The organism is Clostridia bacterium, from assembly GCA_034926675.1.
In the GTDB taxonomy this organism is placed as follows: Bacteria; Bacillota; DTU025; order DTU025; family DTU025; genus JAYFQW01.
The window spans coordinates 24334-49427 of the sequence record JAYFQW010000010.1; the positions used below are offsets into that span (position 1 = coordinate 24334).

Here is a 25094-nt window from a genome sequence, read left to right on the forward strand (position 1 = left end):
CCTACACTCGGGGCCTGTTGTGATCGGATGCCACTCCCCGCACTACTGTGTGGACCGATCTCACAGGCACTCCGACGGCGGCGTTAATGGCGTCGGCAAGCTGCTTCTCCAGTTGCTCGCATACCTCGGTAATGCTGACGTCAGGATATACTTGCACCCTGGAGAATACCCTGATTCCTTCGTTATCGCCATCTGCAGTTGCTTCAACATCGCGTATGCCTCTGACCTGCCGAGCCGTTCTGCGTGCAATGGTCTCAATGGCCGCCATGGATACGCGGACCTCACCGAGGTCGGTGCTCACCACGATGTCGCGCTCACCCCTGTCGGACTTCAGCGCCAGCATCACCACGTAGAGCATCACTAAAACGACGAGAATCGACGCAAGGACCGTGATGACCCGGTTGGAAGTGAGCGCATCATAGAAGGCGATGGCGAAATCATTGGGAAACGATCCGCCGGATCCAGAGGCAAGAATCACTACTGAGAGAAACGCCATTACCGCAACGGAGATGACAAGGACTACTCTGTCAATCGTTTTCAAGCTTCGCCACCTCACCCAATACCCATCTCTGCCTGTGCGGCCACCCATGGCGCCTATCGCACACGCACCTCTCCGGGCGCATCCTTATCTTCAAAGAAAACGCTTGTTACGTGGACATTCACTTCAACCACGTCGAGACCAGTCATAACCTCTATCGCCTGCTTAACGTTCTTCTGCACCTGGGCGCAGATTTCCGGTATCACTGCTCCATACTTGACCACAACAGACAGATCGACTGCGGCTTCCCGCTCGCCCACCTCAACCTTGACGCCGCGGGAAAGGTTCTTCTTGCCCCACAGCTCACTTATTCCGTCGGCGAGCCCGCCGCCCATCCCGGCGATGCCTTCCACTTCAGTCGCCGCTAGGCCCGCGACGACTGCGACAACCTCATTGGTGATCTTAACCGAGCCCAGGCTTGGCCTGTCTTCCAATCCCATTCCACACACCCCCTGGCAGCCGCCAGACGATCATTGGCAGTCAGTGGCGGGCCGCGTAAGTGTATTATAGCAGATGAATTCACCGTATGACGCGATTATCCTTCACCTAGCACACTCTACGATAGTGATCTTCCTAAGTTCCACTCCGGTTGCGCGGGATACGGCATCTCCTATCTGCGTTGCGCCTGCCTCTTCAAGTCTTCCCGACTTCACGACCACACACGCGCCTGCATCCGACAGAGACACGACGGCATCGAGATATCCTTTTGCCCGTATCATGCTCTCAGCCTCGAATTCGCGCCTGGCGCGATCTGCGGTTGCGAGCAATGCTTCGGAGGCCCGCTTTCGAACTCCTGCGTCTGCTCCCGGATTTGACGCAAGCATCTCGATCGTCTCAATCTCCCGGGAGCGGGCGCGCTCCCGCTCGAACTTGTAGTCGTCGAAGAAGCCCGGTTCGAGCGGAGTGACGATGGGAGGATCCACAGGCGCAATTGCCTGATGCTCACTGGTCTCCTCCGCCGCAGGCTGGGCTTCAGACGTCGCCGCCGGCGCACCAGCCATCTTGGTTCTGGCCAGGCCCGCCTTCAACACCGCTCCTGCTATCAGCGAGGCTACTGCCAGCGCCACCAGGGTATATGAACCCCGTGGACACTTCCGATTGGGGACAATCACTCTCGCCGGCATTGCCGAGAGCCTCCTATCTGTCACTTCCTAGTTGTGGCCACGAAAACGCGGTGCGCTGGCATTGCCAGGAGAGTTTCGGCCGCAAGCGACAGCTCTCGCCTTACACGAGGATCTGAAGCTCCCGGGGCCACTACGAGCACGCCCACTACGGCCGGGGCATCCTCCCTCACTAGAATGGGTGACTGACCTCGGCCAGAACCGGGGTCAGCCGCCAGGACAATCTCCCTGGTGATTCGCTTCTCAACGGATTTGCTTCCAGTTCCTGTTTTGTCGGGCTCTTCCGTAGTCCTGTCCTCAGAGATTGTGTTGGCCGCGTACTCTCGGGACGTGCTTCCTCTGAGGGTTATCTCCACACTGACAGTCCCGGCCCCGTCAATTCTAGACAGGATTCCTGCGATCCTTCCCTCCAGATCAGCGCGGTACGCATCCAGAACACGCCCATCGGCGCTCATTCCAGATCCCGATACGGCCTGGCTAGCGGTTGAGGCCGCCACTGCATCATCAGTGAGTCCGAGTCCAGGGGCGTTCGGCCCAGGCGAACTGGTGCTAGTCGAATCCGGCCGCGCGACGGCGCCCGCGATGATCAGTATCACCCCGAGAGCCGCCATGGCTATCATGGACTTGAGCCGCGGGATCTTGGATAAGTCAAATCGAGTCCCCTTGTCCCCGTTCACGAACGACCCCTCCCCGTAATGCTCATCCTGCAATGCCATTCATCTCGCACTGACAAATCTTGCCGGCACTGACAGCGCAGACGCCACGACTGCCGCTACGTCCTGCGCACTCTCGGCGGTTCCTCCGCCGCGCATGTCAATCCGGATCCACTCCAGCTCTCCTCCGCGAGATAGTGATGCCGACACCTTCCATGACGATGCAGCATCGCCGTATTCCCGCAGGAGCGCCTCTGATGCCTGCACTTCGAACAGACGTGCGGCTAACCTCGGGGCGAGGTCTTCGGATGGATCGCGAGTTCCGATGGACTGCGACATGACGGCAGCTCGGGACCTTACGTCCTCCCGGCCAGCCAACGCGGTTTCGGAGGTTCGAGACCATTGGTCGAACGCGAACCCCAGCGTTCCGCCTAATGACACGATGGGGGAGATCACCGCAGCTATCACCGCAATTCCTATGACGATATCGACCAATCGTTTCATGTCCGACCGGGGAACGAGCATCTCAAGGAAGGTCACAAGCAGCACCAGAGAGGCTATTCCCTTCACCCACCCGGATATCGCATCCACCTTCGCACCCCCCAACCGGAAGCACCGTCCACGCAACTATCACCGCACTGCCGCGATCACGCCTCCAAGCCCGATCATGAGGGAAATGCAGATGAAGAACATCAGACCGACGGTCGCAACTGACACACACAGTGAGGTGATCGAGTTTGCCAGCTCAGAAAGGCAATCGGACACTCTGGCGTCGCCAAGGGGCTGCGTAATTGCCGCCCCGGCCCTGAATAGGAACATTATCGCTGCTATCTTGATCACCGGATGCAGGCACACGACCGCGAGCGCCGCCAGGCCGAAGGCGCCGAGCGCCCCCCTGATCATCATCGACGACGTAGCCACCAAATCGATGGCATCTCCGAATACCTTGCCCACAACAGGAATCATGCTTCCCGAGAGGAACTTCGCAGCCTTCGCCGCGGCAGCATCCGAAACCGACGCCAGTCCTCCCCTGACCCCGGCAGCGGCGACAAACACAGTGGACACAAGGCCAAGCACTGTGAGCGACCAGGATCGGAGAAGCCCGGCGAGGCGAGATACTTGCTTTCGCCCACTGATATCCCCAACCAGAGTAAGCGTAGCCGCAAGCAGCAGGAGCGGGATCACCGTGCTCTTCACTACGGTCGCAACGGCAGACGTGGCCGCGAGCATCATCGGAGACACGACGGCAGCAGAGGCGATCCCGCCTGACGCCGCGAGCAGCGCCGTGAGGGATGGAATCATGGCGTACATGAAGGACATCATCTGGTCAACCGCTCCAGTGGCGATGTGCGACGCCAGGGAGAACGCGTTCACCCCGATCGCCACAATCACCATGTAGCAGACTGACCAGGCAACGGCGGCGGGTCCCTCGCCTCCAAGACCATCTCCAAGCACCGTAAGCAGCGCGCAGACCACAGCTATCACAATGAGTTCGCCGAGGAGCCTGAGATTGAGCTTCACTTCGCCGAGAAGGAGCGATGCCGCGTCCCGCGCCAGGCGCCCTGCATCGAACAGGCCGGATCCGTGGTTTGAGATTATCTCCCTGATATCGAAGCGGGGCATGTGCTCGGCCATGTCCCTATCGATTTCGGCGACGAACTCCTCAATGGATCGAAGGTCTAGCGATGACAGCTCACGGTCGACGGCCTCTTGTGCGACATCCATGGGCGCCGCCACGTCGCCGACCGTTCCCCCGGCCGCTCCAACCCCACTGGCCCACACCAGGCTCAGGGCGGCGATCGCGAGGGCAGAGGCGGCCATAGCTCGCGCGCACCGCGAACTCACGACGGAAGCACCCTGAACACCAGCTCGAGAAGGGCGAACATCAGTGGAACGGACATCATCAGGATCAGCACCTTCCCTGCCAGCTCTACCTTGGAAGCGAGCGCGCCCTCACCTGCGTCTCTGCACACCTGCGCCCCAAATGCGGCGAGGTAGGCCACGCCCACCACTCGGAGCACTGTGTCGAGGTAGATCCTGCTCACGCCGGCTGCATCTGCAAGCTGGGTCAGTACAGAGACGAATTGCGCAAGGCGGGACGCTGCCATCATGAACACCACTACCCCAACGGCGGCCGAGAGCGCCACAGCAATGTCGGAGCGTGTTTGACGGACTATCGTCAGGAGGACAGTTCCAAGCAAGGCAAGCCCCACGATCTGCAGAATTTCCATGTTTTGCGCCCTCACCAGAGCTTGAAGACAGACCGAACGCTCGAAAGGAGTTCCTCTATGTGCTGGATGAGCATGAGAAAGACGACCACCAATCCGGCGGAGGCGACCAGGAACGAGTATTCCTCCTTGCCCTGTTGCTTGAGGATGGTGCATAGGACAGACACTAGCACTCCTACTCCCGCTATCCTCAAGATCAGATCCAAGCCCAATGTGTGGCCCTCCTCCCGGTTGCCGACTGGACTCGGCCCCGCCTTTGGCGTGGCTCACAGAACCGCCAAGACCACCATTCCTCCTATGAGGAAGCCCATGGCCGACCACAGCCGGCAGTTCCTGCGAGCAGCCTCCTCAGCCGCAAGCCGCCGTCTCTCAATGCGCTGCGACGCGAGGGCAATGTGCCGGCATTGGTCTCGAGCGCTTGAAGCCCCGAGGGCCTGCCCCAGCGCAGCAAGGTCCTCCGCGCCGTCTACCTGTCCATCTTCCTCGAGGGCGACTCGAAGGCACTCCCCTGCGCTGCCTGTGCCGCCCTCCTCAAGCAGAACGGCCGCGCGGCAAAGGCCACGGCCGGCCGCACCCCCGGCTGCCGCACCGGCCCTTCGCATCGCGGCCGCAAGCCGGTTCGAGCCGTAGGAGATCTCAGTCTCCAGGGCAGAGAGTGCAGTGATCCACGACGCCAGGTCCCGCTCCCGGGCTCTGTAGGAATCGGCGACGGCAAGCCCAGCGAAGCCGCACGCTCCAACCGTCACCGCGGCGCCAACTAATCTCAGAATGGCGCAGATCATCTGCCGCCTCCAGGGGCCGCATTCCCAAGCCGGAACGGATGTGGGGCCAGATCGGCCCCTGTTGAGAGATCCATCACACGCTCGCAGGTGCCTAAGCCGAGCGAGCGTCCTAGCACGATCGCTATTCTGAAGATCCCGCTCCCAAGGATCTGTCCGAGCGGGCGCCTCTTGAATGCGTCCTCAAGCCCCCCAGCATGTGCACTTGCAATCACAGCCACCCCGCATCTGGCGGCCTCGGCTATGGCTTCCACATCCTCATCCCGACCGATCTCGTCGGTGACGATCACCTGTGGAGACATCGATCTGATCAGCATCATGATCCCCTTCGCCTTCGGGCACCCATCGAGCACGTCAGCTCTTGGGCCCACATCGTTCTGGGGGACTCCGTCGATGCACGCAGCTATCTCCGACCTCTCGTCGGCAACACCCACCGTCCACGCACGGGTCACTTTGCCTTCGCGCGCGGGCATCGCGTCAGAGCCCTGCTCTGCCCGATCGATACCCCACGATAGGCATCTTGCGATGTCGCGAAGGACGGTGGTTTTGCCGAGCCCAGGCGCGGACAGAACCAGTGCGCTTTCGGGCCCGGACCTATCTGGGCCGAGAATATACGGCATCAGGCCATCGGCTGCGCCGAGGATCTGTCGGGCCACCCTGTAGTTCATGCTGGATAGGTCCCGTTGGGTCCGAACACGGCCTTCATCAAGGACCGCACGGCCCACAAGTCCTACTCGGTGCCCGCCGCGGATTGTGACGAAGCCCTCCGCAAGCTCGTGCTCTACCGCGTATATGGAACAGTCGGTCACCAGCCTGAGAGCGGCCTCCCATTCACCCTCGCTCACAAAAACTGGCTGAACGCCGGGTTGGGCAGAACGGGCATCGGCAAGCAGGCAACCGTTTGAGCACACGTGGAAATCGCCTTCTGGCGCCGACCCCATCACAGTCCGTCCTCGCCTGAGTCGAATCTCAGTGAGCCGGGCCCGCATAGCGGGAGTGATGGCGCGAACCGCCTCGCGGGCGCGAGGTGGGAGCGCCGGGCATATCTGCTCAATCACTGGGTCGCATGGATGGTGATCCAAGGCTGTCCTCCCAAGACATGCTATGGAATCATACGCACTGACCGCGGGATTATTCCAGTACGTACGAAAAGCGGCCGCGCTGGCATTCAGCACCGCCGCTTACATAGAGCCTCGAGTTGCCCCGCCTGTGCAGCTACACGCGTTCCAGGTACTGGTGCGTGCGGGTATCGACCCTGATCTTCTCGCCCTCCTGGATGAAGAGAGGAACCTGCACAACTGCGCCGGTTTCCAACTTCGCGGGTTTCGTGCCTCCTGACGCAGTGTCGCCTCGGAGGCCCGGGTCAGTCTGGACGATCACGAGTTCCACGAAGTTCGGAAGCTCCACTCCGAAGGGCGCTCCCTGGTAGAACTGAACTCCGATGATCATGTTCTCCTTCAGATACTTAATGGCGTCGCCTAGCAGATCAACCCCAAGGGCGATCTGCTCGAAGGAGGTCTGATCCATGAAGAAATACTCTCCGCCGGACTCGTACAAGAACTGCATGTCCCTGTAGTCGATCTGCGCTTTCGGGAGTTTCTCTCCCGCCCTGAACGTGGTCTCGATTATTCCACCGGTGATGACATTTCGGAGTTTGGTCCTCACAAAGGCCGGGCCCTTTCCGGGTTTCACATGCTGGAAGTCGACTACTGCCCAGACCCCGCCCTCCCATTCGACGGTCTGCCCGGTTCTGAGATCGTTCGTAGAGATCATTGGAACTCCCCCTGCCTACAGTTGGATAAGGTCTTTCGTTGATTCATACAAAACCCTGGCCTCGCCGTCGGTTATGACAACAAGGTCCTCAATCCTGACGCCGCCCCAGCCTGGTATGTACACCCCTGGTTCAACTGATATTACCATTCCCGGCTTGATGACAGTAGAATCAGTAGGAGAGAACCTAGGACTCTCATGGATCTCAAGGCCTACTGCGTGCCCCAGGCCGTGCCCGAAGTGATCGCCATGGCCCGCAGCAGCGATTATGCTGCGCGATGCCTGATCCACGGCCTGGCCAGTGAGGCCTGGCCTCGCGGCGGCAAGGCCAGCCAGCTGAGCGCGGAGGACCAGGTCGTAGATTGCCCTCTGTTCATCAGTGGGCTTGCCCACAACAACCGTGCGGGTCATGTCAGACGTGTAGCGCTTGAGGAATCCGCCGAAATCGAGGGTAACCATATCCCCCGCCCGTATCGGCTTGTCCGACGCAACGCCGTGAGGCATCGCGCCGCGCGGGCCGGAGGCGACTATAATGTCGAAGCTGGGCGTCATATTGTGCTTCACCATGAACGCAGTGAGCTCAGTTGCGACCTCAATCTCCGTGACGCCAGGCTTGATGAAGCCTAGGATATGGCTGAAGGCCTTGTCGGTGAGCCTGCAGGCCTCGGCGATCAGCTCCACCTCAGCCGGACTCTTCAGCATTCGCAGTGACTCCACCGCACCCTTTGTCGGGACCATCTCCACCCCTTCGAGTGCTTTCCCGATGGCATCGTACTCACTGAAGGTCATCCGCTCTGATTCGAACCCGAGCCTGTGAATGCCCATCTCCCTGACCACCTGGAGAAGGGTATCGGTCATTGGGCTTCCGTGCATGATCACACGGTAGTCCGGGCACTGTTGCTTCGCCTGTTCCACGTAGCGAAAATCCGTCACCAGGGCAGCGTCGCTTGAGCTGATTACCAGCATAGCGGAGGTTCCTGAGAATCCGCTCATGTAGTAGCGGTTCTCTCGGCCGCTGATAAGGATTCCGTCGATGCCGCGCTCTGCGAAGAGAGCTCGGAACCTGCCGAGTTTCATACACATGCCTCCCAAGAAATCACTCTACCACAATGGCGAACCCTGGGCAACGGCCCAGCGGAAGCGACTAGCTGATGCTCAGCAAGCGCAGCAACCGCAGCTGCACCGGCCGCCTGGAACGAAGAAGCGCGAGGCTGCGGCCTCGCGCCTCATTATCAAGCTCGACTCCTGTGTGGCGCGCTCGATTCCTCATCGGTGGGGATGCAGCCGACCTTCGGCCGCCTAGGCGTCCGGGAGTGCGCCGCTACTTGCCAATTGGGGCGCCCATTACGACAACTGGGAACTTGTCGTTCGCCACCGGCGCAGAGAGGGTCGGACGCTGTCCGGGCCTGATCTGCCAGGCGGTTATCAGCATCACTATCTCCGTGTTCTTCGATGTCGTAGTCCGCTTCTTGAAGAACTCTCCGAAGATCGGCAAGTCTCCGAGGATAGGCACCTTGGCAAGACTTTGGATCTCATCCCGGTGCACCAGGCCGCCGATGACTGCGGTCTCACCGCTCTTCACCGATACTACCGTCTCAAGCTCTCGAGTGCGTATCTGCGGGTAGTTCTGGGGAGTCCAACCCACGATTGAGCTTATCACAGGCTTCACCGTGGTCGTGATCATGCCGTCGTCGCTCACCTTGGGAGTGATGGACAGCTCGATTCCGGCATCGATGAATTGCACTGTGTTGACTGCCTGCCCCTCCTGAACCTCCTGCACTATCACGGGGATCCTGTCGCCTATCAGGATCTTTCCCATCTTGCCGTCAACGGTGAACGTGTGTTGGCGGCTGATGAGGGTGGCGGCGCCGGATTCCTCAAGCGCAGTGAGATTCGTCATGAAATCGAGGCTCACCGACGCCCACTCCCCGAGCGCGTTCTCTCCAAACTTGATGCCAGAGAACGACCAGTCAAGGCCGAGCTTTTGCGCGGCGTCGACGTTTATCTCCTCGAGCCTCGCCTCTATCAGGACCTGAGGCAGCTCCTGATCAAACGCCTCTATGAGCTGCACCGCCCTGCCCTGCTCCGATTCGCTCGCTCGCACGATCACTGAAGACGTGCGGGAGTCCGACGTGATGTCGCCCTTGATGAAGCTGGCGAGGCCGCTCTTCACGTCGGCGGGAACCGCATAGTTCAGCCTATACACCCTCGTAACGACTGGATCGGGCTCAGCGGCATTAACGGACGGAACATCGAGGCTCTTGACCACCGACTCCACATCCGTCATCGCGGCCTCAGGCGCCATGACGATCAGGGATTTTGTCCTGTCATCCGCCTGAACCTTGCCTGACGGCACTACCAGACCAAGGGCGGTGCGAATCTCAGACGCAGACGCATGGGCGAGCCTGAACACCCTCATTACATCTGGCGGCGGGGCCGGCAGTTCCGGCGTCGGCGGAGCGGAGACTGAAATGTCGAGGCTGGCCACAAGTTCGCGCACTCGTGCATGAACAGACGGCGCGGCTTTTACCAGCAGGGTGTTGGTTCTGAGTTCCACCTGCACATCCGCTGCTGGCGCCAGGAGGCCAACAGCAGCCCTGATGGACTCGGCGGATGCGTTTGCCATGCGGTAGGCCACAACCTCCGCAGGCTCTGGCTGCGCAGGCGGCACGGCAATTGGCTCAGGCGTAGGCATCGCCACCTCAACATCGAGCTTCCCGATGACCTGCATCGCCTTGGCGAGCTTGGATTGGGTGGTCGCAAACACCAGCGAGTTAGTGCGCTCATCCACCGTAATGCTATCTCCGGGAATGATAGGCGCCAGAGCCTCACGAACCTTTGCTGCAGGAGCGTACGCAAGCTTGATCACCTGCAAAGCCTCTGGATCGGCAGCCTGCGCCGGCTGCTGGAGGAGCGCCTCCGGGGCATCCTTGACGGCAGGTTCATGCTCTCCCTGGATTGGCGAGGCCACCTCGACATCCAGTTCACGGATTACCATCTTCGCCTGCTCCCTCTGGGCCGAGGTCCCCACGATCACAATGGACCCAGTGCGCTCGTCGATGCTCAGTTTGGATGCTGGCATGGTGGGCGCCAGGGCCTCCCTCACCCTCGCCGGCTGAGCATAGGATAGCTTCACAACCTCGGCGATCTCAGGCTCTGGCTCACGTGGAGTTGGCGCAGCCTGCTTCTCCTGAACCTGCAAAGCTGGAATTGGCTCAGGCGCCTTCGGCGCGGCCACGTCGAGAAGAGCCACTATCTCTGCGGCCCGGGCCAGGTCATCAGGAACGCCGACCACCAGAACTGAGTTGGTTCTGGCGTCCGCCTGAATAGAGTCAGGCGAAATGACCAGCCCAAGCGCTGATTTCACCGAAACCGGATCAGCTTCGGCAAGCCTGAACACGCGGACTGTCCTCACAGGAGACGCGGGAGACGGCACGAGAGACGGCGCAGCGGCCACGGGCTCAGTTTCGGCCAGAGCCGGTGCATCGACGAATGCCACCATCTCTTTCGCGCGGGAGAGTTCCTCTTCCGTTGCATACACCAGGACGGAGTTCGTCCTGACATCCGCCTGAACGGCACCGACCGGAAGCACAAGGGAAAGCGCTTCCTTGACCGCCAGGGCATCCGCATTCACAAGCCGCAGCGCCTGCAGGACCTTCGCAGGCGCGAGAGACTCAGGCGCGGCAGTCTTCTGCGGCTCAGGCGCAACCTCGGCCTTCATCACGGGCTGCTTCTCCACCGCAGGCACATACGCGTCGAGCTCCGCGATGATCCTCCTGGCCTGGTCTCTCTGGGACGAGGTTCCCATGATAACTACCGATGAGGTTCGCTCGTCAACTGAGACCTTAGCCAGCGGAAGCATTGGCAAGAGAGCTTCACGCACCTTGGAGGGCAGCGCGTAAGCCAGGCGAACCACTTCTGCCGTTTCCGGTTCTGAACTTGGCTTCGCAGACTGGGCCGACTCGGTCTTCTCGAGAGCCTCCACTGGCGGGGCCTCGATATCCATCGCGGCCACGATCTCGGAAGCCAGCGCCAGCTCATCAGGGGTTCCGAATACCAGAAGCGACCCGGTTTTCTGATCGGCCTGCGCCCCATCAGGCGACATCACCAGCGAAAGCGCGCTTCGAACCGAGTTCGGCTCTGCGTAGGCAAGCCGGAATACCCGAAGTGACCTGGCAGGCGGCGACGCCTGAGGTTCTGCCGGGGCTTTCGCCTCAGCGGACTCCTTCGGCGCCATTGGTATGTCTATCAGGGATACGACTTCCTGGACCCTCGCGATCTCATCGGGAGACGCTCTGAGGATCAGTGAGTTCGTTCTCTGGTCAACACTGACTCTCGTCTGATCCAGAACAATGCTCAGCGCGGTGCGAGCCTTGTCGGCCTCCGCCCAGGCGAGCCTGATCACCTTCACAGCCTCTGCCGCCGGAGCAGCCTGCGGCTGAGTGACCGTCGCGTCCGCCTCATGCCGCCCAGAGGCTGCAAAGGCCGCTTCCGCTGTGGGTGCAGAAACACCCACGGCGGCATCAGGCGGCGCTGCGTCCACCTGGGCGATGATCTGCAGCGCTCTCTCCCGTGACGCCTCGTCCAACAGCATCACAAGGGTGTTCGTTCGCCCGTCAGCCTGCATCTTGTCGCGAGAGACCAATATGGAGAGAAGCCCGGCAACGGCGTCTGCCGGTGCATACTTGAGCTTCACTACCTCAAGCGACTCGAGGCGCGGAGCGGGGGCCTGTTGTAAAGCGGCTGCCAGTGCCGCCTCTGCCTGCGCCTTCGCGATTGCCTCCTGGGAATCGAGCTTCTCAGGGACAGGAATGTCGATGGCTGCGATGATCTCAGCTGCCTGTGCCAGCTGTTCTGGACCTGCTACTACAAGAACGGAATTGGTGCGCACATCGATACCCACAGTGCCCGTTGGAAGCGCCAAACCCAGAGCAGTTTTCGCAGAGGCTGGATCCGAATGCTGGAGCCGGAATACCCTAAGCGACGGCCTCGCCTCCGGCTTGGGCGCAGGGGCGGGCTCAGCCGGAACGATGGCCTCGGGAGGAGGTCCAACCGGAACGTCGAGCATGGCAATGATCTGCCGGATACTCTGCATATCAGCCGCGCTTCCGCGGGCGACAATAGAGTTGCTTCTGGCGTCAGGCTGGATCTTCCCTGTGCCCACCGATAGCTCCAGGGCTGGGACCACATCGGCAGTTTTTGCGTATGTAAGGGCGAACTTTTCAAGCAGGACTTTTTCGAATCCCCCTGCTGCCGCACCGGGCGGCGTAACTATCAGGCTCGATCCGACGATCCTGTACTCCACGCCAGTCGTGTACGCAACTAGCTTCAAGGCCTCGTCTATGCCCAGGTCCTTCAGGCGGATGGTGAGCGTGCCGCGGACCGCAGGATCGAGGACGATGTTCATGTTGCCCAGCTCAGCAAGGGCTCGGAACACCTCTGAGATCTCGGCGCCTTTGAGGTCGAGGCTCACTCGGCCGGCCTGCTCCCCGGCCACAGCCGGAACGGCGAAGATCAGACAAAGCAACAGCACAATCCCGTATATCGCCTGTCGTGCGTATCCGGCCTTTCTCATCTGTGCTCACCTCCGAGTTGGTATCTGAGCTCCTTGCCTAGGAAGCTCACGGTTATGGAGTCATCGGTGATGGATTTGACCACACCGCCATGGTAGGGCGAATCGCCAATGCCAAGCATCTGCGTCTGCCCGTCCACAGAAAGCAGTGCTATCTTACGGAAATCGGCGCCGATCACCCCGGTTAGCGTCGCCTGCGGCGGTTCCGGCTCGGGAGAAGGGGGGGGCGGCGGCGCGGAGGGCTGCTCCGGCTCGAGGACGATCTTCACGGGTTCAGGCGCCAGCGACTGAAACGGATCCCATCGGCCTGAACCAATAGGAGCGATCTCTTCCTCCGCCCGATTCGATCCCAGCGCGTCGCTTCGCTTGAGGAGCGGCTCGAGCTTCGGAGCAAGCCTTCCCGCAATCACAGGCATCGGCTCGGTGGGATTGACGAGGCCAAGCTTGATGGCGCCTCCGTGACTCATGAACCATACGAACCACGTGAGGGCAAGCGCCAGGATCACCAGGGATGCGATGGGCATCGCGCCGTATCGCCTCGCCTTTCCCCGCTCCGGCGCCACACCGGCTTCGGGGTCATTTCTTTGCTCCGTTTGGCCCAGATCCATCGCCAACCTGATCACCGCCTTTCGCCCGCACGTAGGTAGTCATCTGCACTGTGGCCGATATGAGGCCTTCGGGGCCTTTGGATAGCTTGTCCTGCCAAGCGACGCCGCTTTCCGGAGACTCGGCCCTTGCGTTCAACGTGAAGCCATTCATGTTGATCACCCTGGGGAGGGCGTCAAGGCCTTCAACGAAGTCGAGAATGTCGTTGTACTTCCCCACGATGCTCGCCGTGACCTGGACTTCCACGTACCTGCCTCGCTCCTTGCGTGCGCCCATGGTGATGTCGAGAATAGATGTGCCGGTCTTCCTAGAGACCGACTCAATGTCCCGGTACAGGTAGTGGATCGCGTCCTCCGATGGAACGAGATTCTCAAAACCTTCAAGCTCCGCGATAGCCGCTGAGAGCTCCTCCTCCGCTGCAGGCGCCCTTTTCAACTTGGACAGGTTGATAGTGAGCTTCGTGCCCTCATCGGCAAGCTGCGACTTCACCGAATCGTACTTCGCCGCCTGAGGCGCGAAGACGTAAGTGTAAAGCCCGGCCGCCGCGACCACGCACAGCAGGATGATCAAGAGCTTCTGCTGCTTCGGACTTCCTCCAATCGCCAAGGCCATGCGCCTCACCTCCCTGGCTCTACCGCGCATTCAACATCAAAAGCGTAGACCCGGGCATCACCTGCCATGGATAGCTTCATCGACCCCACCCGAACTCCTGAGAACAACGGGGAGGCCTCCATGGCCAGGGCGGCCCTGGCTACCGACTCCAGCGAAAAGGCAGCAGCATCGACAGCAATGATCCGTTCAGGGGCAGCTGATAGAGATGACAGCCAGACATCCTGCGGAAGTATGCGCCTGACCTCCCGGAGGACTCTTCCCGACGCAATGCCCTCCGACTTGATCGCACGAGCCTCGTCGATGAGAATCTGTATTTCCTTCGAACGCATCTGCACCTTCGTAAGCACGTCCATGTCTTGCTGCATGGAAGCAAGCTGCGCCTGCACCTGCCTTACTTCCTTCTCCATCTGTACAATGGAGAAGTGCCTGTAGGCGTAGAGGGCCGAGGCGCCGACCACTATCAGCTCAAGAACGACAATAGTGATGAGCTTCCTCGGCGTGACCCGCGGTCTGGCCTGTTCGCGATGTGGAAGGAGGTTGATCTTGGTCATGAATCAGCCACCTCCCGAAGGGCAAGTCCGATCCCAACGGCTAGCATCGGCCCGAGTGTTGCAAGATCGCCTTTCGACAAGAGCTTCGGACTGATCGCGAGGTTTCGGAGAGCGTCGCCTCTCCAGGTGGCCAGGCCGAGCTCTGCGGCGAAATACCGGTCGAGCCCCTCAAGCACAGACCCGCCGCCAGTGAGAACCACGCCAGTGACGCCCGCGTCCTGGCTTCTGGCCTCAAGCTGCAGATCGTGGTAGTCAAGCGACCTTCGCACATCCACCGCGATTGACGATGCCACTTGAAACACCGCATCCACTATCGCTCGGCCCCTATCGTCCGTCACGGGGCATTCGGATTCGTCTTCATACAGCCGAGCCTCGTCGATCTTGATCTGTTCGGCCTCATCGAAGCTCACGCCCAACCGCTCCGCTATTGCGGCAGTGAACGAATTCCCTCCTGTGGGCACGATCCGGGTGAACCTGAGCCTCTCGCCCTCTGCGATCACGATATCGGTGGTGCCCGCTCCAATGTCGATGTATGCCGTAGCTGCCCGCCCAGCCTTGGCTGAGTCTCCCTTCGGCTCCCAACGCAAGGCCCGCAGCACCGTAAATGGCTGCACATCGATGGCTATGGGACTGAGCCCTGCGAGTTCGATCGCTTTCACATGCGAATCCACGAGCCTCTTCTGAGAGGCCACGAGCATGACCTCCATATCCGGCGCATTCGGATCGGCCATCCCGTCGATGATCTCGAAATCCACCACGGCCTCTTCGATCGGGTAGGGGATGTACTTCTGCCCCTCCCACTTCAGAGCCTCGCGAACTTCCTCCGCAGGCATCCGCGGGAACTTCACGTGCCTAGCGATCACGCCCTGCCCGGCGATGGCCGCAACCACCTGCTCCGACTTGAAGCGCCCAGCGGCAAGCCCGGCCTTGATCGCCTCAGCCACCAGCTCCGGCTGAGTAATCATGCCATCCTTCACTGCGTTCGCAGGCGTGAGCTGAACCGCCGCGCGGGCAAGCTGAACCGTTCCGGCCTTGCTTATGAGTTCAACGAGCTTGATCCGGCTCGTGCCTATGTCGAGCCCAACCATGCTCTTGGACTGCTTCGAAAATAGGTTCCATGGCACCCGCCAGCACCCCCTAGGAGGAATCCATGCATGGGCATGCATATTACAATATGATTCGCCCTGTTCTGGGGAATTCCTACTCCCATCCGAGCAATCTCAATGCGAGATGTCCAAAGTAGACCGACAGCGCTCCTGCAATCGCCAGGAACGGACCAAACGGCATAGGATCTCGCCGTTTTTGCTTTCCACTGGCAATCCGCGCAATTCCAACAATCGCGCCAAACAAAGATCCGGCGAATAGGACCAGAAGCCCCAGCTTCCACCCAAGAAATGCACCGACCATGGCCATGAGCTTCACGTCTCCCCCGCCCATCCCACCGCGGCTGGCCGTTCCCACAATCCACACGACCCCGCCGCATACAATAAGGCCGATGAGAGAGAACGCAAACGACGACTGAGGAACGAATAGCGAGAAGATGAGCCCTGCAGCGATCCCAGGATACGTAATGGAATTCGGGATGAGGCCGGTGTTGATATCGGCAAAACAGGCGACAATCAGAAGTGATATGAACGCAGACCAGCATAGGCTGGTTATTGTAGGCCCGAAGGCCGCCATCGTCAAAGCAAAAAAGACCCCGGTGATGAGCTCCACCAGGGGATACTGCGGTGATATGCGAGCGGAGCAGTAACGGCATCTGCCGCGCAGGGCGACGTAACTTGCCACCGGAACCAGATCCCGCGGCTTGAGCGCGGCCCCGCACGCGGGGCAAGCCGATCCAGGCCAGGCGATGGATTTACGTCCCGGGAGGCGGCAGATGCAGACGTTCAGGAAACTGCCGACGAGGAGGCCGAGCACAAACGCGAAGGATTCAGATAGCAACAGCAACACCCTTTGCTGGATTCGCTTCGGAAAACGCACGACAACACGCAGCAGAGACAGCTCGTCCACCTGCTGCAAACCCGAGCGACCATGATGGTCGCCCGGGCAGCGCAGGCGTGGCGCAATCAGAATTGGGAAACCGAATCCTAGTTGTTGTGGGGGTGCTTAGCACTAGCGCAGCTGACGACGCCTCCCGCGAGAGTATAGACGGTCGTTTTGTCGGCCGGGCACGTCGTCAATGAGTCAATGTTCTCAATGTACGGATTGCCATCTCGGTCTGCCAGAGTAGCGGGCAGCAGATTCGCGGGGTACTCTCCGTACTCAGCATAATACATGCTGACAGCCGTCTGGACAGTACGTAGGTTCGCATCACAGGCAGCCTCGCGTGCCTTGTCGGTCATGCCCTTGTACGCGGGCACTCCAACTGCAGCCAGCACCCCGATTATCACGATGACGATCATCAGCTCCATCAGCGTGAAGCCCTTCTCGTTCTTTATCATCCTGTTTCACCTCCTTCCAACATGGCATTGTTCCACACAATCGATTAGCAGCTCGTCCGGCGCCGACCGGACGCCTAGAATTGCAGCTACATGGAAATGTTCACCATGTTGAACATCGGCATCATGACGGCTGCTACTATCAAACCCGCGAAAACCCCTATCACGAGGATAATCGCAGGCTCGATGGCCGTTGTGAGGTTCTTCACCGCATAGTCGACTTCTTGATCATAGAAGTCAGCGGTCTTTATGAGCATATCGTCGAGGGCGCCTGTCTCCTCGCCGATGCCTACCATGTGCGCGAGCATCGGGGGGAATATCTTCGACTGCCGGAGCGGCCTCGCAAGCCCCTGCCCATCGCGAACTGATGCCTTGGCCGCCCTCACCGTGTCCTTCACAACCGAGTTTCCCGATACTCTATCTAGGAGATCCAGCGCCTGCAGCATGGGCACTCCGCTCTGCACCAGCATCCCGAAGGTCCGTGCGAACTGCGCCGTGTTATCCTTTCGAACCAGCACTCCTACCGCGGGTATGCGCAGCACCGTCTGGTCAAACCAGCCCTTGCCGGCGCCGTGCACGTAGTGAAGGAAGAAGTAGACTCCGACCGCGGGCGCCCCGAAGTAGATGTACCAGAAATGCTGCATGCTAGTGCCGAAGGCGAAGAGTATTCGAGTTATGGCCGGCAATTCCATGTTGAACCCCTTGAACATGTCGATGAAGGTGGGCAGCACGAACATCATAAGCGCCGTGATGGCTATTGCCGCTACGCCCACCAGAATAGCCGGGTAAACAAGGGCGCCCTTGACCTTGCCCCTGACCTCCACCTGCTTTTCGAAGTGCTTAGCGACTCTGTCAAGCACTGCGTCAAGGGATCCTGACGCTTCTCCGGCCTCCACCATGTAGATGAACAGTGGCGGAAACGCGGTTGGGAACTTCGCCAGGGAGTTCGAGAACGTCTCTCCAGCCTCTACACTCCTACGAACTTCGTTTATGAGCTCGCGCACCGAGGGCGCTTCTATTTGCTGCACAAGTATGTTCAGGGCCTGCACGAGGGATATCCCCGAGCCGATCATTGTCGCAAGTTGGCGCGAAATTAGGGATAGCTGCACAACTCCGATATGCTTTGCGGGCGCGCCTTTCTTCGCAGTGCCGCCTATGGGGGCGTCAAACACGGACGCACGCTTCGCAGTGATCGAAGTTGGCATGAGCCCCTGGTTCCTAAGGCGTTCCGCCACGGCGGCGGCGTTCTCCGCCTCCATCGAACCCTCGACTACCTTGCCGTATGAGTCGCGTCCACGATAGGACCATGAGATGCTCGCCATGGTGGATCACCTCCCTCGATTCGGACCCCCTGGCTACATCATCCGCGCCGGATCCGCAAGCCTCCGGAATTCCTCGGGGTCAGACGCATGCACCAGGGCTTCATCACGGGTTATCAGGCCACGCGCAACCATGTCGCGAAGGGCCATGTCCAGGCTTTGCATCCCGAACTTGGCGCCAGTTTGCAGCACCGAGTATATCTGATGGGTCTTCCCTTCTCGGATCAGGTTGCGGACTGCCGGCGTGGCGACCAGGACCTCGACTGCGATGACCCTGCCAGTGCCGTCTGCCCTCGGCATTAATGTTTGCGATGCGACCCCCTGAAGCACCGACGCCAACTGGATCCTGACCTGCTGCTGCTGGTGCGGGGGGAACTGGTCGATCACCCTGTCTACAGTCTGCACAGTGTCGTTGGTGTGCAGAGTCGCGAAAACCAGGTGCCCAGTCTCAGCAGCAGTCAACGCGATAGACGTTGTCTCCAGGTCGCGCATCTCGCCTACGAGTATGACATCCGGGTCCTCCCGAAGCGCAGAGCGGAGAGCAGCCGCGAACGATCTCGTATCCGAACCCACCTCACGCTGGTTGATCATGCTCTTGTTGTGCTTATGCAGGTACTCGATCGGGTCCTCCAGCGTGATGATGTGGCACTGCCTTTCGTTGTTGATGATGTCAATCAGCGATGCGAGAGTAGTGGATTTCCCGCTTCCAGTAGGGCCGGTCACCAGCACCATTCCCCGAGGCTTGTCCGCAAATGTGCGGACCACGGCCGGAAGGCCAAGCTCATCGAGGGAGCGAATCTTCGTTGGGATCACACGTGCAGCAGCTCCGATGGATCCTCGCTGAGTGTAGGCATTCACCCTGAACCTGGCCACTTTGGGCATGCCGTAGGAGAAGTCGACCTCTCCTAGTGTATCGAAGGTCTCCCTGACTTTGGGGTTCATCATCGCGAGCACCATTTCCGCGCTGTCCGCCGGCAGTAACTTTGGCCTGCCGGCCAGGGGTTTCAGTATCCCCATCACCCGCACCATGGGAGGCAATCCCACCGTTATGTGCAGATCAGAAGCTCCTAGGTTGACCGCCTCAAGGAGCAGTTCGTCGATGGTCACTCAATCACCGTCCACAAGTGAGCGATTGCGGTGCCTAGAGAGGATTATCGGCAATCGCATGCACATGATTATAGCTCAACCTATAGAATCCGGGAAGAACGACGCCTGATTCGGAATATGGCCGTCCATGTCCATTCCCCAGCGCATCGGGGGTTCTATGTATCCCCGCCGGCGGCTACGCGCATCACCTCATCAATTGTGGTAATGCGCCTGCGAACCTTCTCAGCCCCATCCTCTATGAGCCGCCTCATCCCGTGTTCGCGGGCGATTGCCCCGAGTGCGTCCGACGATGCGCTCTTGGCGATCGCCTGGCGGATGGGTTCGTTCACATTCATGATCTCATGTATCGCCGTCCGCCCGGAGTAGCCGGTGTTCCCGCACTGCCTGCAGCCCTTGCCCCGCACTAGTGTGCTGGGAAGTCCGAGCCCCGGCTCATCGGACAGCCCGTTAGTAGTCCGAAGCCACCTTCCCCACGACTCCGCGTCGGGAGTGTACTCCTCTGCACAGTGGGAGCACACCCTGCGCACCAGGCGCTGGGAGAGCACGCAGATGAGAGATGAAGCCACCAGGAACGGCTCGGCGCCCATATCGGAGAGCCTCACGGTTGCGCCAGGCGCATCGTTGGTATGCAGGGTGGAGAGAACCAGGTGCCCCGTGAGGGCCGCGTTCACCGCAATTCCTGCAGTCTCGCCATCGCGGATCTCGCCTACCATGATGATATCCGGGTCCTGCCGCAGCATGGAGCGAAGCCCTGAAGCGAAAGTGAGCCCGGCCTTTACGTTGGTCTGAACCTGGTTCACCCCATCGAGCCTGAACTCCACTGGGTCTTCCACCGTGATGATGTTCTTATCGTCGGAGTTGAGCTTGTTGAGGGAGGCATAGAGCGTCTGGGTCTTGCCGCTTCCGGTCGGGCCAGTCACTAGCAGGATCCCGTATGGATGGGACAAGGCCCTATCCCACAGCTCAAGGTTATCCGGGAGGAATCCAAGCTGCTCCAGCCGAACCTGCGCGCCGCGCTTGAACAGCACCCGGCACACGACTTTCTCCCCGTAGAGCGTTGGCAATGTGGAAACTCGGAGGTCGATCTCCTCCCCCTCCACCTTCAGCTGGACTCGGCCATCCTGAGGCACTCGCCTCTCTGCGATATCCATGTTCGACATGATCTTAAACCGAGATGCAATAGCAGCGCGGGTTCCTCGGGGGGTCTTCATGATTTCCCGAAGCATTCCATCCACTCGGTACCGTACCCTGACCGAGCCCGCCTGCGGCTCTACATGAATATCGGAGGCGCGCTCCCGCACCGCCTGGGAGATGATCATGTTCACAAGGCGCACTACGGGCGCCTCATCCACCAGTTCTCGCAGGCGATCGAGGCCGATCTCCTCTTCCTCTCCGGTAAGCTCTACGCCCTCGCCGGAGTAATCCTCAAGATCCCGCACGACCTGGTCGAGATCCTCAGAGGATCCGTAGTACTGCTCTAGCGCCCGCTGGATCTCATCTTCAGCAGCCACCACCGGCTCAACGTCGAGCCCAGTGGCGAGCTTCACATCGTCGATGGCGAACACGTTCAACGGATCAGCCATGGCAAGAGTGAGCTTCTTCCCGGAGAGCTCCAGAGCGAGCACTCTATGCCTTCGAGCCATGGCCTCCGGAACCAGCTTGATCACCTCATCGGAGATAACATACTCCGGAAGGCTGACGCGCTTCACCCCGAGCTGATGCTCGAGAACTCCAGCCAAGGCCGATTCGGAAGTGTATCCGAGTTTCACCAGGATTCGGCCAAGCCTCTCCCCGGTGCGGCGCTGGACTTCCAGAGCCTCATCAAGCTGAGCTAACGTGAGTGCGCCAGCTTCCAGCAGTACATCGCCAACTCGTTTGTGACCAGGGCGCGCCAAGGCCTGTTCCCCCGTTCCCTAAATGGCTAAAGATACAGGTTCTACGCGCACACTCCTATTCCTCCTCGAAAACCCATGCATGCCAAGGGAAACTGCTGATTATCCGCGCTTCGGCCCGAGAGAGAGGCACACGCGATCGAGGATTTCGTGGGCCAGGGTGAGCTTAGTCATGGAGGGAAGCGCCTCAGGCTCAAGGCCTGGACGCAGTATTGTGACGGTGTTCTCGTCTGCTCCGAAGGGTGACGACGGGCCTCCCACAGCGTTGACCACGACCATGTCCAAATTCTTCGCGTCGAGCTTCGACTGAGCATGGGCAATGATGTCGTCGGTCTCAGCTGCGAACCCGACAACGGTGCGATTGCCCTTTGCACGGCCGATCTCAGCTATGATGTCGGAGGTGCGGGCAAGCTCCAGGTTCATCTCGCCATCTGACTTCTTGATCTTCGACTCGTTGTAGTGGGCAGGGCGATAGTCGGCGACCGCAGCCGCGCCGATCACGATATCGGCTTCGCGTGCGGCCTTGATTGTCGCCTCGCGCATCTGGGCTGCAGACTCCACCATGAGAAGTTCGCATCCCTCTGGGCGATCAAGAGCCACGGGCCCAGACACCAGCGTAACTTCCGCGCCCCTGGCCCCGGCGGCCCAGGCGATCGCGTAGCCCATCTTGCCCGAGGAACGGTTGCCGATGAACCTGACAGGGTCGATGTGCTCGTGAGTGGGGCCAGCAGTCACCACTACTCTTCGCCCGACAAGCGCAGGCCGCCCTTTCGATGCCAGCATGTGCATGGCGAACTCCGTTATCCGGTCAGGCTCTGCCATCCGCCCAACGCCGACGTCTCCACAGGCGAGCCTCCCGCACTCGGGGCCGATGAAACGGCGCCCGAGCGATTTGAGGGACTCGATGTTCCGCTGAACTATGGGATTCGCGTACATGCCCACATTCATGGCAGGTGCGATCAGTACAGGCGCCCGCGTGGCCATGACAGTAGTTGTGAGAAGGTCGTCGGCAATGCCCGACGCAAGCTTCCCGATGAAGTTGGCCGTGGCCGGGGCTATCACGAAGAGGTCCGCCGCTTCCGAAAGGGAAACATGCTTCACGTTCCACTGGCCGGGTTCAGCAAACAAATCGATGCTCACTGGATTTCCAGTGAGCGTGCGATACGTAAGCGGCGCAACGAACTCGCACGCCGACTTGGTCATTATGACCTGCACATCAACACCGCGCTTGGTGAGCGCACTAGCCACTAGTGAGGCTTTAGCAGCAGCGATGCCGCCGGTGACTCCAAACACACATGCCGCGCACATCTTATCCCTGATTCGCGCCTGCGCGGGCGTGCTTTGCATAGTCGGCATGATCCCATGGCGCCGATGCGTCATCAAGGGAAGGTCTGTAGTAAGTAACTTTCCCTTCCTGAATCTCGCGCATTGCACGGGTCACAGGCTTCTCAAGGCCATAGTCGCCCCTCTTTTGCTGGAAGTCCATGATCTGCCTCGCGCGCTTCGCAGTCATGACCACCAGCGTGTAGCGGGAGTCAACCTTGGTTATTAGGTCTTCCAATGGGGTTCGAATCAACTGATCTGGACGCCTCCTTGACATCAATGCCCTTGCATCACATGAAGCCCCCTTCATCCGTCGCACTTCCAGAGCGGCGTCAGGCAGGCCCCCGCAACAGCCATCTACGCTAGGATCCCGTAGACTCGATTAAATCACGGATATGGCCTTCGCAATCGCAACGGGGAACACGGGCGCGTTCCGCGAGTATGATCGCCTTGACTCGCTCCACGGCTGAGGCGAGATCGGAGTTCAACACGACGTAGTCGTATCGGAAGACCTCCCGTACCTCCTGCACAGCCACGGCGAGCCGGCGTTCAATCGCCTCGCGCGATTCGGATCCGCGCCTCTCGATCCTCGCCCGAAGCTCAGCGATGGACGGCGGCATGAGGAAAACAAAGATCGCCTCAGGCATCGAACGGCGGACCTGTATGGCCCCGCTTATCTCGATGTCCATGATCACATCCTCGCCCGCCGCAAGCTTCTCGTCAACAAAGGCCTTCGGAGTGCCGTACAGATTGCCGCAGAACTCGGCCGTCTCAAGAAAGCCGCCCTGTTCCATCCTGGCCTCAAACGCCCCACGCGAAAGGAAGAAGTAGTTCAACCCATTTGACTCGCCTATGCGAGGCGCGCGGGTAGTGGCTGAGATGGAGTAAGCGAGGCCGGGAACCTCCGCTCTCACCCTCGCGAGAACGGAGTTCTTGCCCGACCCAGACGGGCCTGAGAGAACGATCAGGTTCCCACGGGTTCTGGGCAAATCACTTTGTGCTGGCAACATGTGGCGGCCTCTACTCCCGTCCAACCGCATCGGCGTCCTTAGCTTCCACCCGGTGCGCAACGGTTTCAGGCTGCACTGCGGATAGAATCACATGCCCGCTATCGGCGACCATCACAGCACGGGTCCGCCGTCCGTAGGTGGCGTCGACAAGCATGCCGCGTTCCCGGCACTCCTGGATTATCCTTTTAATCGGCGCCGACTCAGGGCTGACAATTGCTACGAGTCGATTTGCGGCTACTATGTTCCCAAAGCCGATATTGACGAGCTTGATGGCCACGGCCCATCCCCCTACTTGGCCAACTTCTTCAGTAGGGCTTCCTTCTGCCTGACGCCTAGCCCCTGAACCCTCCGGCTCTCATCGATGCCGATCTCCTCCATGATCTGACGGGATCTGACCCTGCCGATCCGGGGAAGCGACTCCAGAAGGTAGGCGACGCGCATCTTTCCGATGACCTCGTCCTCTGCCTTGCCGAGAATCTCCTCGAGGCCCATCTGCCCGGCCTTCAGGTTCTCGCGAATCTGAGCCCTCTTGCTCCTGACCTCCTGCGCCTTCTTGAGTGCTGCGTCTTTCTGTTCAGGTGAAAGCTTAGGGAGACTGTTCACTCAACCGCACCTCCTGTTTAGTGATGGGAATGCCGATCAGCCGCGTTCACTCGATGTTCTGAATCTGCTCGCGAACCTTCTCCAATTCCGCTTTGATCTCCACCACCAGGGCGGAGACATTCGAATCCTGGGATTTCGACGCGATTGTGTTTGCCTCGCGGTTCATTTCCTGCGTTATGAAGTCAAGCTTCTTTCCCACGCTCCCGCGCTCGCGAGCCGAAGCGCGGAACTGCGCAATGTGGGAGCGGAAGCGAACCGTTTCCTCGGTGTAATCGCATCTATCGGCGAACAGAGCCACTTCCGTGGCAAGCCTGGCCTCATCGACCCTAACATCCACGGCCATGTCCGCAACACGGCGGGCAAGCCGTGCACGGTAGGCTTCTACAGAATTCGGCGCGTGGGCCCCAACTTCCTGTAGTGTTTGGTCAATTCTCTCTATTCTATGCGCAATATCACTCTCGAGCCTTTCGCCCTCTGCCCTGCGCATCGATTCCAGCTGCGTGAGGGCCTCTCCAAGCGGTGAGGAGAGCATCGCCCACATCTCCTCCGCCCCTAGCGACGTTTCGCTGACCGTGATCACATCAGGCAGAGCCGCAAGGGTTTCGACTGACACAGAAGGTGAGAGTGAAAGCTCCCGAGCGAGACTAGCCAGGCCTTCAGAGTAAGCGCGTGCGAGGTGCATATCGAACAGCACAGTCCTAAGTGTATCACCGCGCCGTTCCACCGACACTGACACATCAACTTTGCCCCTTGCGATTCTCTCCGATACAAGCGACCTCACCTTATCTTCAACTGGAGAGAACTCCCTGGGCATCCGTATGGATAGGTCGAGGTATCTATGGTTAAGCGACCTGACTTCCACTGAGACCGCCCTGCCATCGACCGAGCCTTCGGCACGGCCGAAACCTGTCATACTCGTCAACATGAGCTGGAGCTCACATCCCTTTTGCAGTCCCGTGCAGCCCATTG

At 60.0% G+C, this 25094-nt stretch carries 28 protein-coding genes; all 28 read right to left on the minus strand.

Annotated elements, in window-relative coordinates; translation table 11 throughout:
• Position 1: 1 nt before the first annotated feature.
• A complete protein-coding gene (gene amaP, locus VB144_04265; protein MEA4882873.1) occupies positions 2-541 on the minus strand; it encodes an alkaline shock response membrane anchor protein AmaP in 540 nt (179 codons plus the stop codon).
• Between the two features lie 53 nt (positions 542-594).
• On the minus strand, positions 595-978 hold the full coding sequence (locus tag VB144_04270) for an Asp23/Gls24 family envelope stress response protein (protein MEA4882874.1): 384 nt from the start codon (positions 976-978) through the stop codon (positions 595-597).
• A gap of 102 nt (positions 979-1080) precedes the next feature.
• Positions 1081-1662, minus strand: a complete 582-nt coding sequence (locus VB144_04275) for a SpoIIIAH-like family protein (protein MEA4882875.1) — start codon at positions 1660-1662, stop codon at positions 1081-1083.
• 20 nt (positions 1663-1682) lie between these two features.
• Complete coding sequence (locus tag VB144_04280; GenBank protein ID MEA4882876.1) at positions 1683-2336, minus strand: hypothetical protein; 654 nt, start codon at positions 2334-2336, stop codon at positions 1683-1685.
• A 39-nt stretch (positions 2337-2375) separates the two neighbouring features.
• Entirely contained in the window at positions 2376-2903 is a 528-nt protein-coding gene (locus VB144_04285; GenBank protein ID MEA4882877.1) for a stage III sporulation protein AF, read from the minus strand.
• A 39-nt stretch (positions 2904-2942) separates the two neighbouring features.
• Complete coding sequence (spoIIIAE, locus tag VB144_04290) at positions 2943-4157, minus strand: stage III sporulation protein AE (GenBank protein MEA4882878.1); 1215 nt, start codon at positions 4155-4157, stop codon at positions 2943-2945.
• Positions 4154-4543, minus strand: a complete 390-nt coding sequence (spoIIIAD, locus tag VB144_04295) for a stage III sporulation protein AD (protein ID MEA4882879.1) — start codon at positions 4541-4543, stop codon at positions 4154-4156. The genes spoIIIAE and spoIIIAD overlap by 4 nt, the downstream gene beginning before the upstream one ends.
• Before the next feature lie 11 nt (positions 4544-4554).
• On the minus strand, positions 4555-4752 hold the full coding sequence (gene spoIIIAC, locus VB144_04300) for a stage III sporulation protein AC (GenBank protein MEA4882880.1): 198 nt from the start codon (positions 4750-4752) through the stop codon (positions 4555-4557).
• A gap of 54 nt (positions 4753-4806) precedes the next feature.
• Positions 4807-5322, minus strand: coding sequence for a hypothetical protein (locus VB144_04305; protein MEA4882881.1), 516 nt, complete (start codon positions 5320-5322; stop codon positions 4807-4809).
• Positions 5319-6401, minus strand: a complete 1083-nt coding sequence (gene spoIIIAA / locus VB144_04310) for a stage III sporulation protein AA (protein MEA4882882.1) — start codon at positions 6399-6401, stop codon at positions 5319-5321. The genes VB144_04305 and spoIIIAA overlap by 4 nt, the downstream gene beginning before the upstream one ends.
• Positions 6402-6534: 133 nt before the next feature.
• Positions 6535-7092, minus strand: coding sequence for an elongation factor P (gene efp, locus VB144_04315; protein MEA4882883.1), 558 nt, complete (start codon positions 7090-7092; stop codon positions 6535-6537).
• A 15-nt stretch (positions 7093-7107) separates the two neighbouring features.
• Positions 7108-8166 (minus strand): Xaa-Pro peptidase family protein, encoded by a 1059-nt coding sequence (locus VB144_04320; GenBank protein ID MEA4882884.1) that lies wholly within the window; start codon positions 8164-8166, stop codon positions 7108-7110.
• A gap of 244 nt (positions 8167-8410) precedes the next feature.
• Positions 8411-12664, minus strand: a complete 4254-nt coding sequence (locus tag VB144_04325; GenBank protein ID MEA4882885.1) for a secretin N-terminal domain-containing protein — start codon at positions 12662-12664, stop codon at positions 8411-8413.
• Positions 12661-13275, minus strand: coding sequence for a hypothetical protein (locus VB144_04330; GenBank protein MEA4882886.1), 615 nt, complete (start codon positions 13273-13275; stop codon positions 12661-12663). The genes VB144_04325 and VB144_04330 overlap by 4 nt, the downstream gene beginning before the upstream one ends.
• Positions 13238-13879: a type 4a pilus biogenesis protein PilO gene (pilO, locus tag VB144_04335; protein MEA4882887.1), complete on the minus strand. Its 642-nt coding sequence runs from the start codon at positions 13877-13879 to the stop codon at positions 13238-13240. Before pilO ends, VB144_04330 begins: the two co-directional genes overlap by 38 nt.
• A gap of 5 nt (positions 13880-13884) precedes the next feature.
• The gene (locus tag VB144_04340; GenBank protein MEA4882888.1) at positions 13885-14430 is read right to left on the minus strand and encodes a PilN domain-containing protein; all 546 of its coding nucleotides are present in this window, start codon (positions 14428-14430) and stop codon (positions 13885-13887) included.
• A complete protein-coding gene (gene pilM / locus VB144_04345; protein MEA4882889.1) occupies positions 14427-15554 on the minus strand; it encodes a type IV pilus assembly protein PilM in 1128 nt (375 codons plus the stop codon). Before pilM ends, VB144_04340 begins: the two co-directional genes overlap by 4 nt.
• Positions 15555-15630: 76 nt before the next feature.
• Positions 15631-16443, minus strand: a complete 813-nt coding sequence (locus VB144_04350; protein MEA4882890.1) for an A24 family peptidase — start codon at positions 16441-16443, stop codon at positions 15631-15633.
• A 77-nt stretch (positions 16444-16520) separates the two neighbouring features.
• Positions 16521-16874, minus strand: a complete 354-nt coding sequence (locus VB144_04355; GenBank protein MEA4882891.1) for a prepilin-type N-terminal cleavage/methylation domain-containing protein — start codon at positions 16872-16874, stop codon at positions 16521-16523.
• 86 nt (positions 16875-16960) lie between these two features.
• Positions 16961-18193, minus strand: coding sequence for a type II secretion system F family protein (locus tag VB144_04360; GenBank protein ID MEA4882892.1), 1233 nt, complete (start codon positions 18191-18193; stop codon positions 16961-16963).
• Positions 18194-18226: 33 nt separating this feature from the next.
• Positions 18227-19297 (minus strand): type IV pilus twitching motility protein PilT, encoded by a 1071-nt coding sequence (locus tag VB144_04365; GenBank protein ID MEA4882893.1) that lies wholly within the window; start codon positions 19295-19297, stop codon positions 18227-18229.
• 155 nt (positions 19298-19452) lie between these two features.
• Positions 19453-21192, minus strand: a complete 1740-nt coding sequence (locus VB144_04370) for an ATPase, T2SS/T4P/T4SS family (protein MEA4882894.1) — start codon at positions 21190-21192, stop codon at positions 19453-19455.
• Positions 21193-21291: 99 nt separating this feature from the next.
• Positions 21292-22536: a bifunctional phosphopantothenoylcysteine decarboxylase/phosphopantothenate--cysteine ligase CoaBC gene (gene coaBC, locus VB144_04375; protein MEA4882895.1), complete on the minus strand. Its 1245-nt coding sequence runs from the start codon at positions 22534-22536 to the stop codon at positions 21292-21294.
• Positions 22499-22765: a DNA-directed RNA polymerase subunit omega gene (gene rpoZ / locus VB144_04380; GenBank protein ID MEA4882896.1), complete on the minus strand. Its 267-nt coding sequence runs from the start codon at positions 22763-22765 to the stop codon at positions 22499-22501. The genes coaBC and rpoZ overlap by 38 nt, the downstream gene beginning before the upstream one ends.
• Positions 22766-22874: 109 nt before the next feature.
• On the minus strand, positions 22875-23501 hold the full coding sequence (gmk, locus tag VB144_04385) for a guanylate kinase (protein MEA4882897.1): 627 nt from the start codon (positions 23499-23501) through the stop codon (positions 22875-22877).
• A gap of 31 nt (positions 23502-23532) precedes the next feature.
• Positions 23533-23799 (minus strand): DUF370 domain-containing protein, encoded by a 267-nt coding sequence (locus VB144_04390; protein ID MEA4882898.1) that lies wholly within the window; start codon positions 23797-23799, stop codon positions 23533-23535.
• Between the two features lie 11 nt (positions 23800-23810).
• Positions 23811-24125: an integration host factor, actinobacterial type gene (gene mihF, locus VB144_04395; protein ID MEA4882899.1), complete on the minus strand. Its 315-nt coding sequence runs from the start codon at positions 24123-24125 to the stop codon at positions 23811-23813.
• Between the two features lie 46 nt (positions 24126-24171).
• Complete coding sequence (locus VB144_04400) at positions 24172-25050, minus strand: YicC/YloC family endoribonuclease (GenBank protein MEA4882900.1); 879 nt, start codon at positions 25048-25050, stop codon at positions 24172-24174.
• Between the last annotated feature and the right edge of the window lie 44 nt (positions 25051-25094).

Excerpts from the sequence above, each read along its gene's own strand:
- VB144_04270 (MEA4882874.1), bottom strand. The coding sequence starts at position 978 with ATGGGATTGGAAGACAGGCCAAGCCTGGGCTCGGTTAAGATCACCAAT.
- VB144_04275 (MEA4882875.1), bottom strand. The coding sequence starts at position 1,662 with ATGCCGGCGAGAGTGATTGTCCCCAATCGGAAGTGTCCACGGGGTTCA.
- spoIIIAD (MEA4882879.1), bottom strand. The coding sequence starts at position 4,543 with ATGGAAATTCTGCAGATCGTGGGGCTTGCCTTGCTTGGAACTGTCCTC.
- VB144_04305 (MEA4882881.1), bottom strand. The coding sequence starts at position 5,322 with ATGATCTGCGCCATTCTGAGATTAGTTGGCGCCGCGGTGACGGTTGGA.
- efp (MEA4882883.1), bottom strand. The coding sequence starts at position 7,092 with ATGATCTCTACGAACGATCTCAGAACCGGGCAGACCGTCGAATGGGAG.
- VB144_04320 (MEA4882884.1), bottom strand. The coding sequence starts at position 8,166 with ATGAAACTCGGCAGGTTCCGAGCTCTCTTCGCAGAGCGCGGCATCGAC.
- VB144_04325 (MEA4882885.1), bottom strand. The coding sequence starts at position 12,664 with ATGAGAAAGGCCGGATACGCACGACAGGCGATATACGGGATTGTGCTG.
- pilO (MEA4882887.1), bottom strand. The coding sequence starts at position 13,879 with ATGGCCTTGGCGATTGGAGGAAGTCCGAAGCAGCAGAAGCTCTTGATC.
- VB144_04340 (MEA4882888.1), bottom strand. The coding sequence starts at position 14,430 with ATGACCAAGATCAACCTCCTTCCACATCGCGAACAGGCCAGACCGCGG.
- VB144_04355 (MEA4882891.1), bottom strand. The coding sequence starts at position 16,874 with ATGATAAAGAACGAGAAGGGCTTCACGCTGATGGAGCTGATGATCGTC.
- VB144_04360 (MEA4882892.1), bottom strand. The coding sequence starts at position 18,193 with ATGGCGAGCATCTCATGGTCCTATCGTGGACGCGACTCATACGGCAAG.
- coaBC (MEA4882895.1), bottom strand. The coding sequence starts at position 22,536 with ATGCAAAGCACGCCCGCGCAGGCGCGAATCAGGGATAAGATGTGCGCG.
- VB144_04400 (MEA4882900.1), bottom strand. The coding sequence starts at position 25,050 with ATGTTGACGAGTATGACAGGTTTCGGCCGTGCCGAAGGCTCGGTCGAT.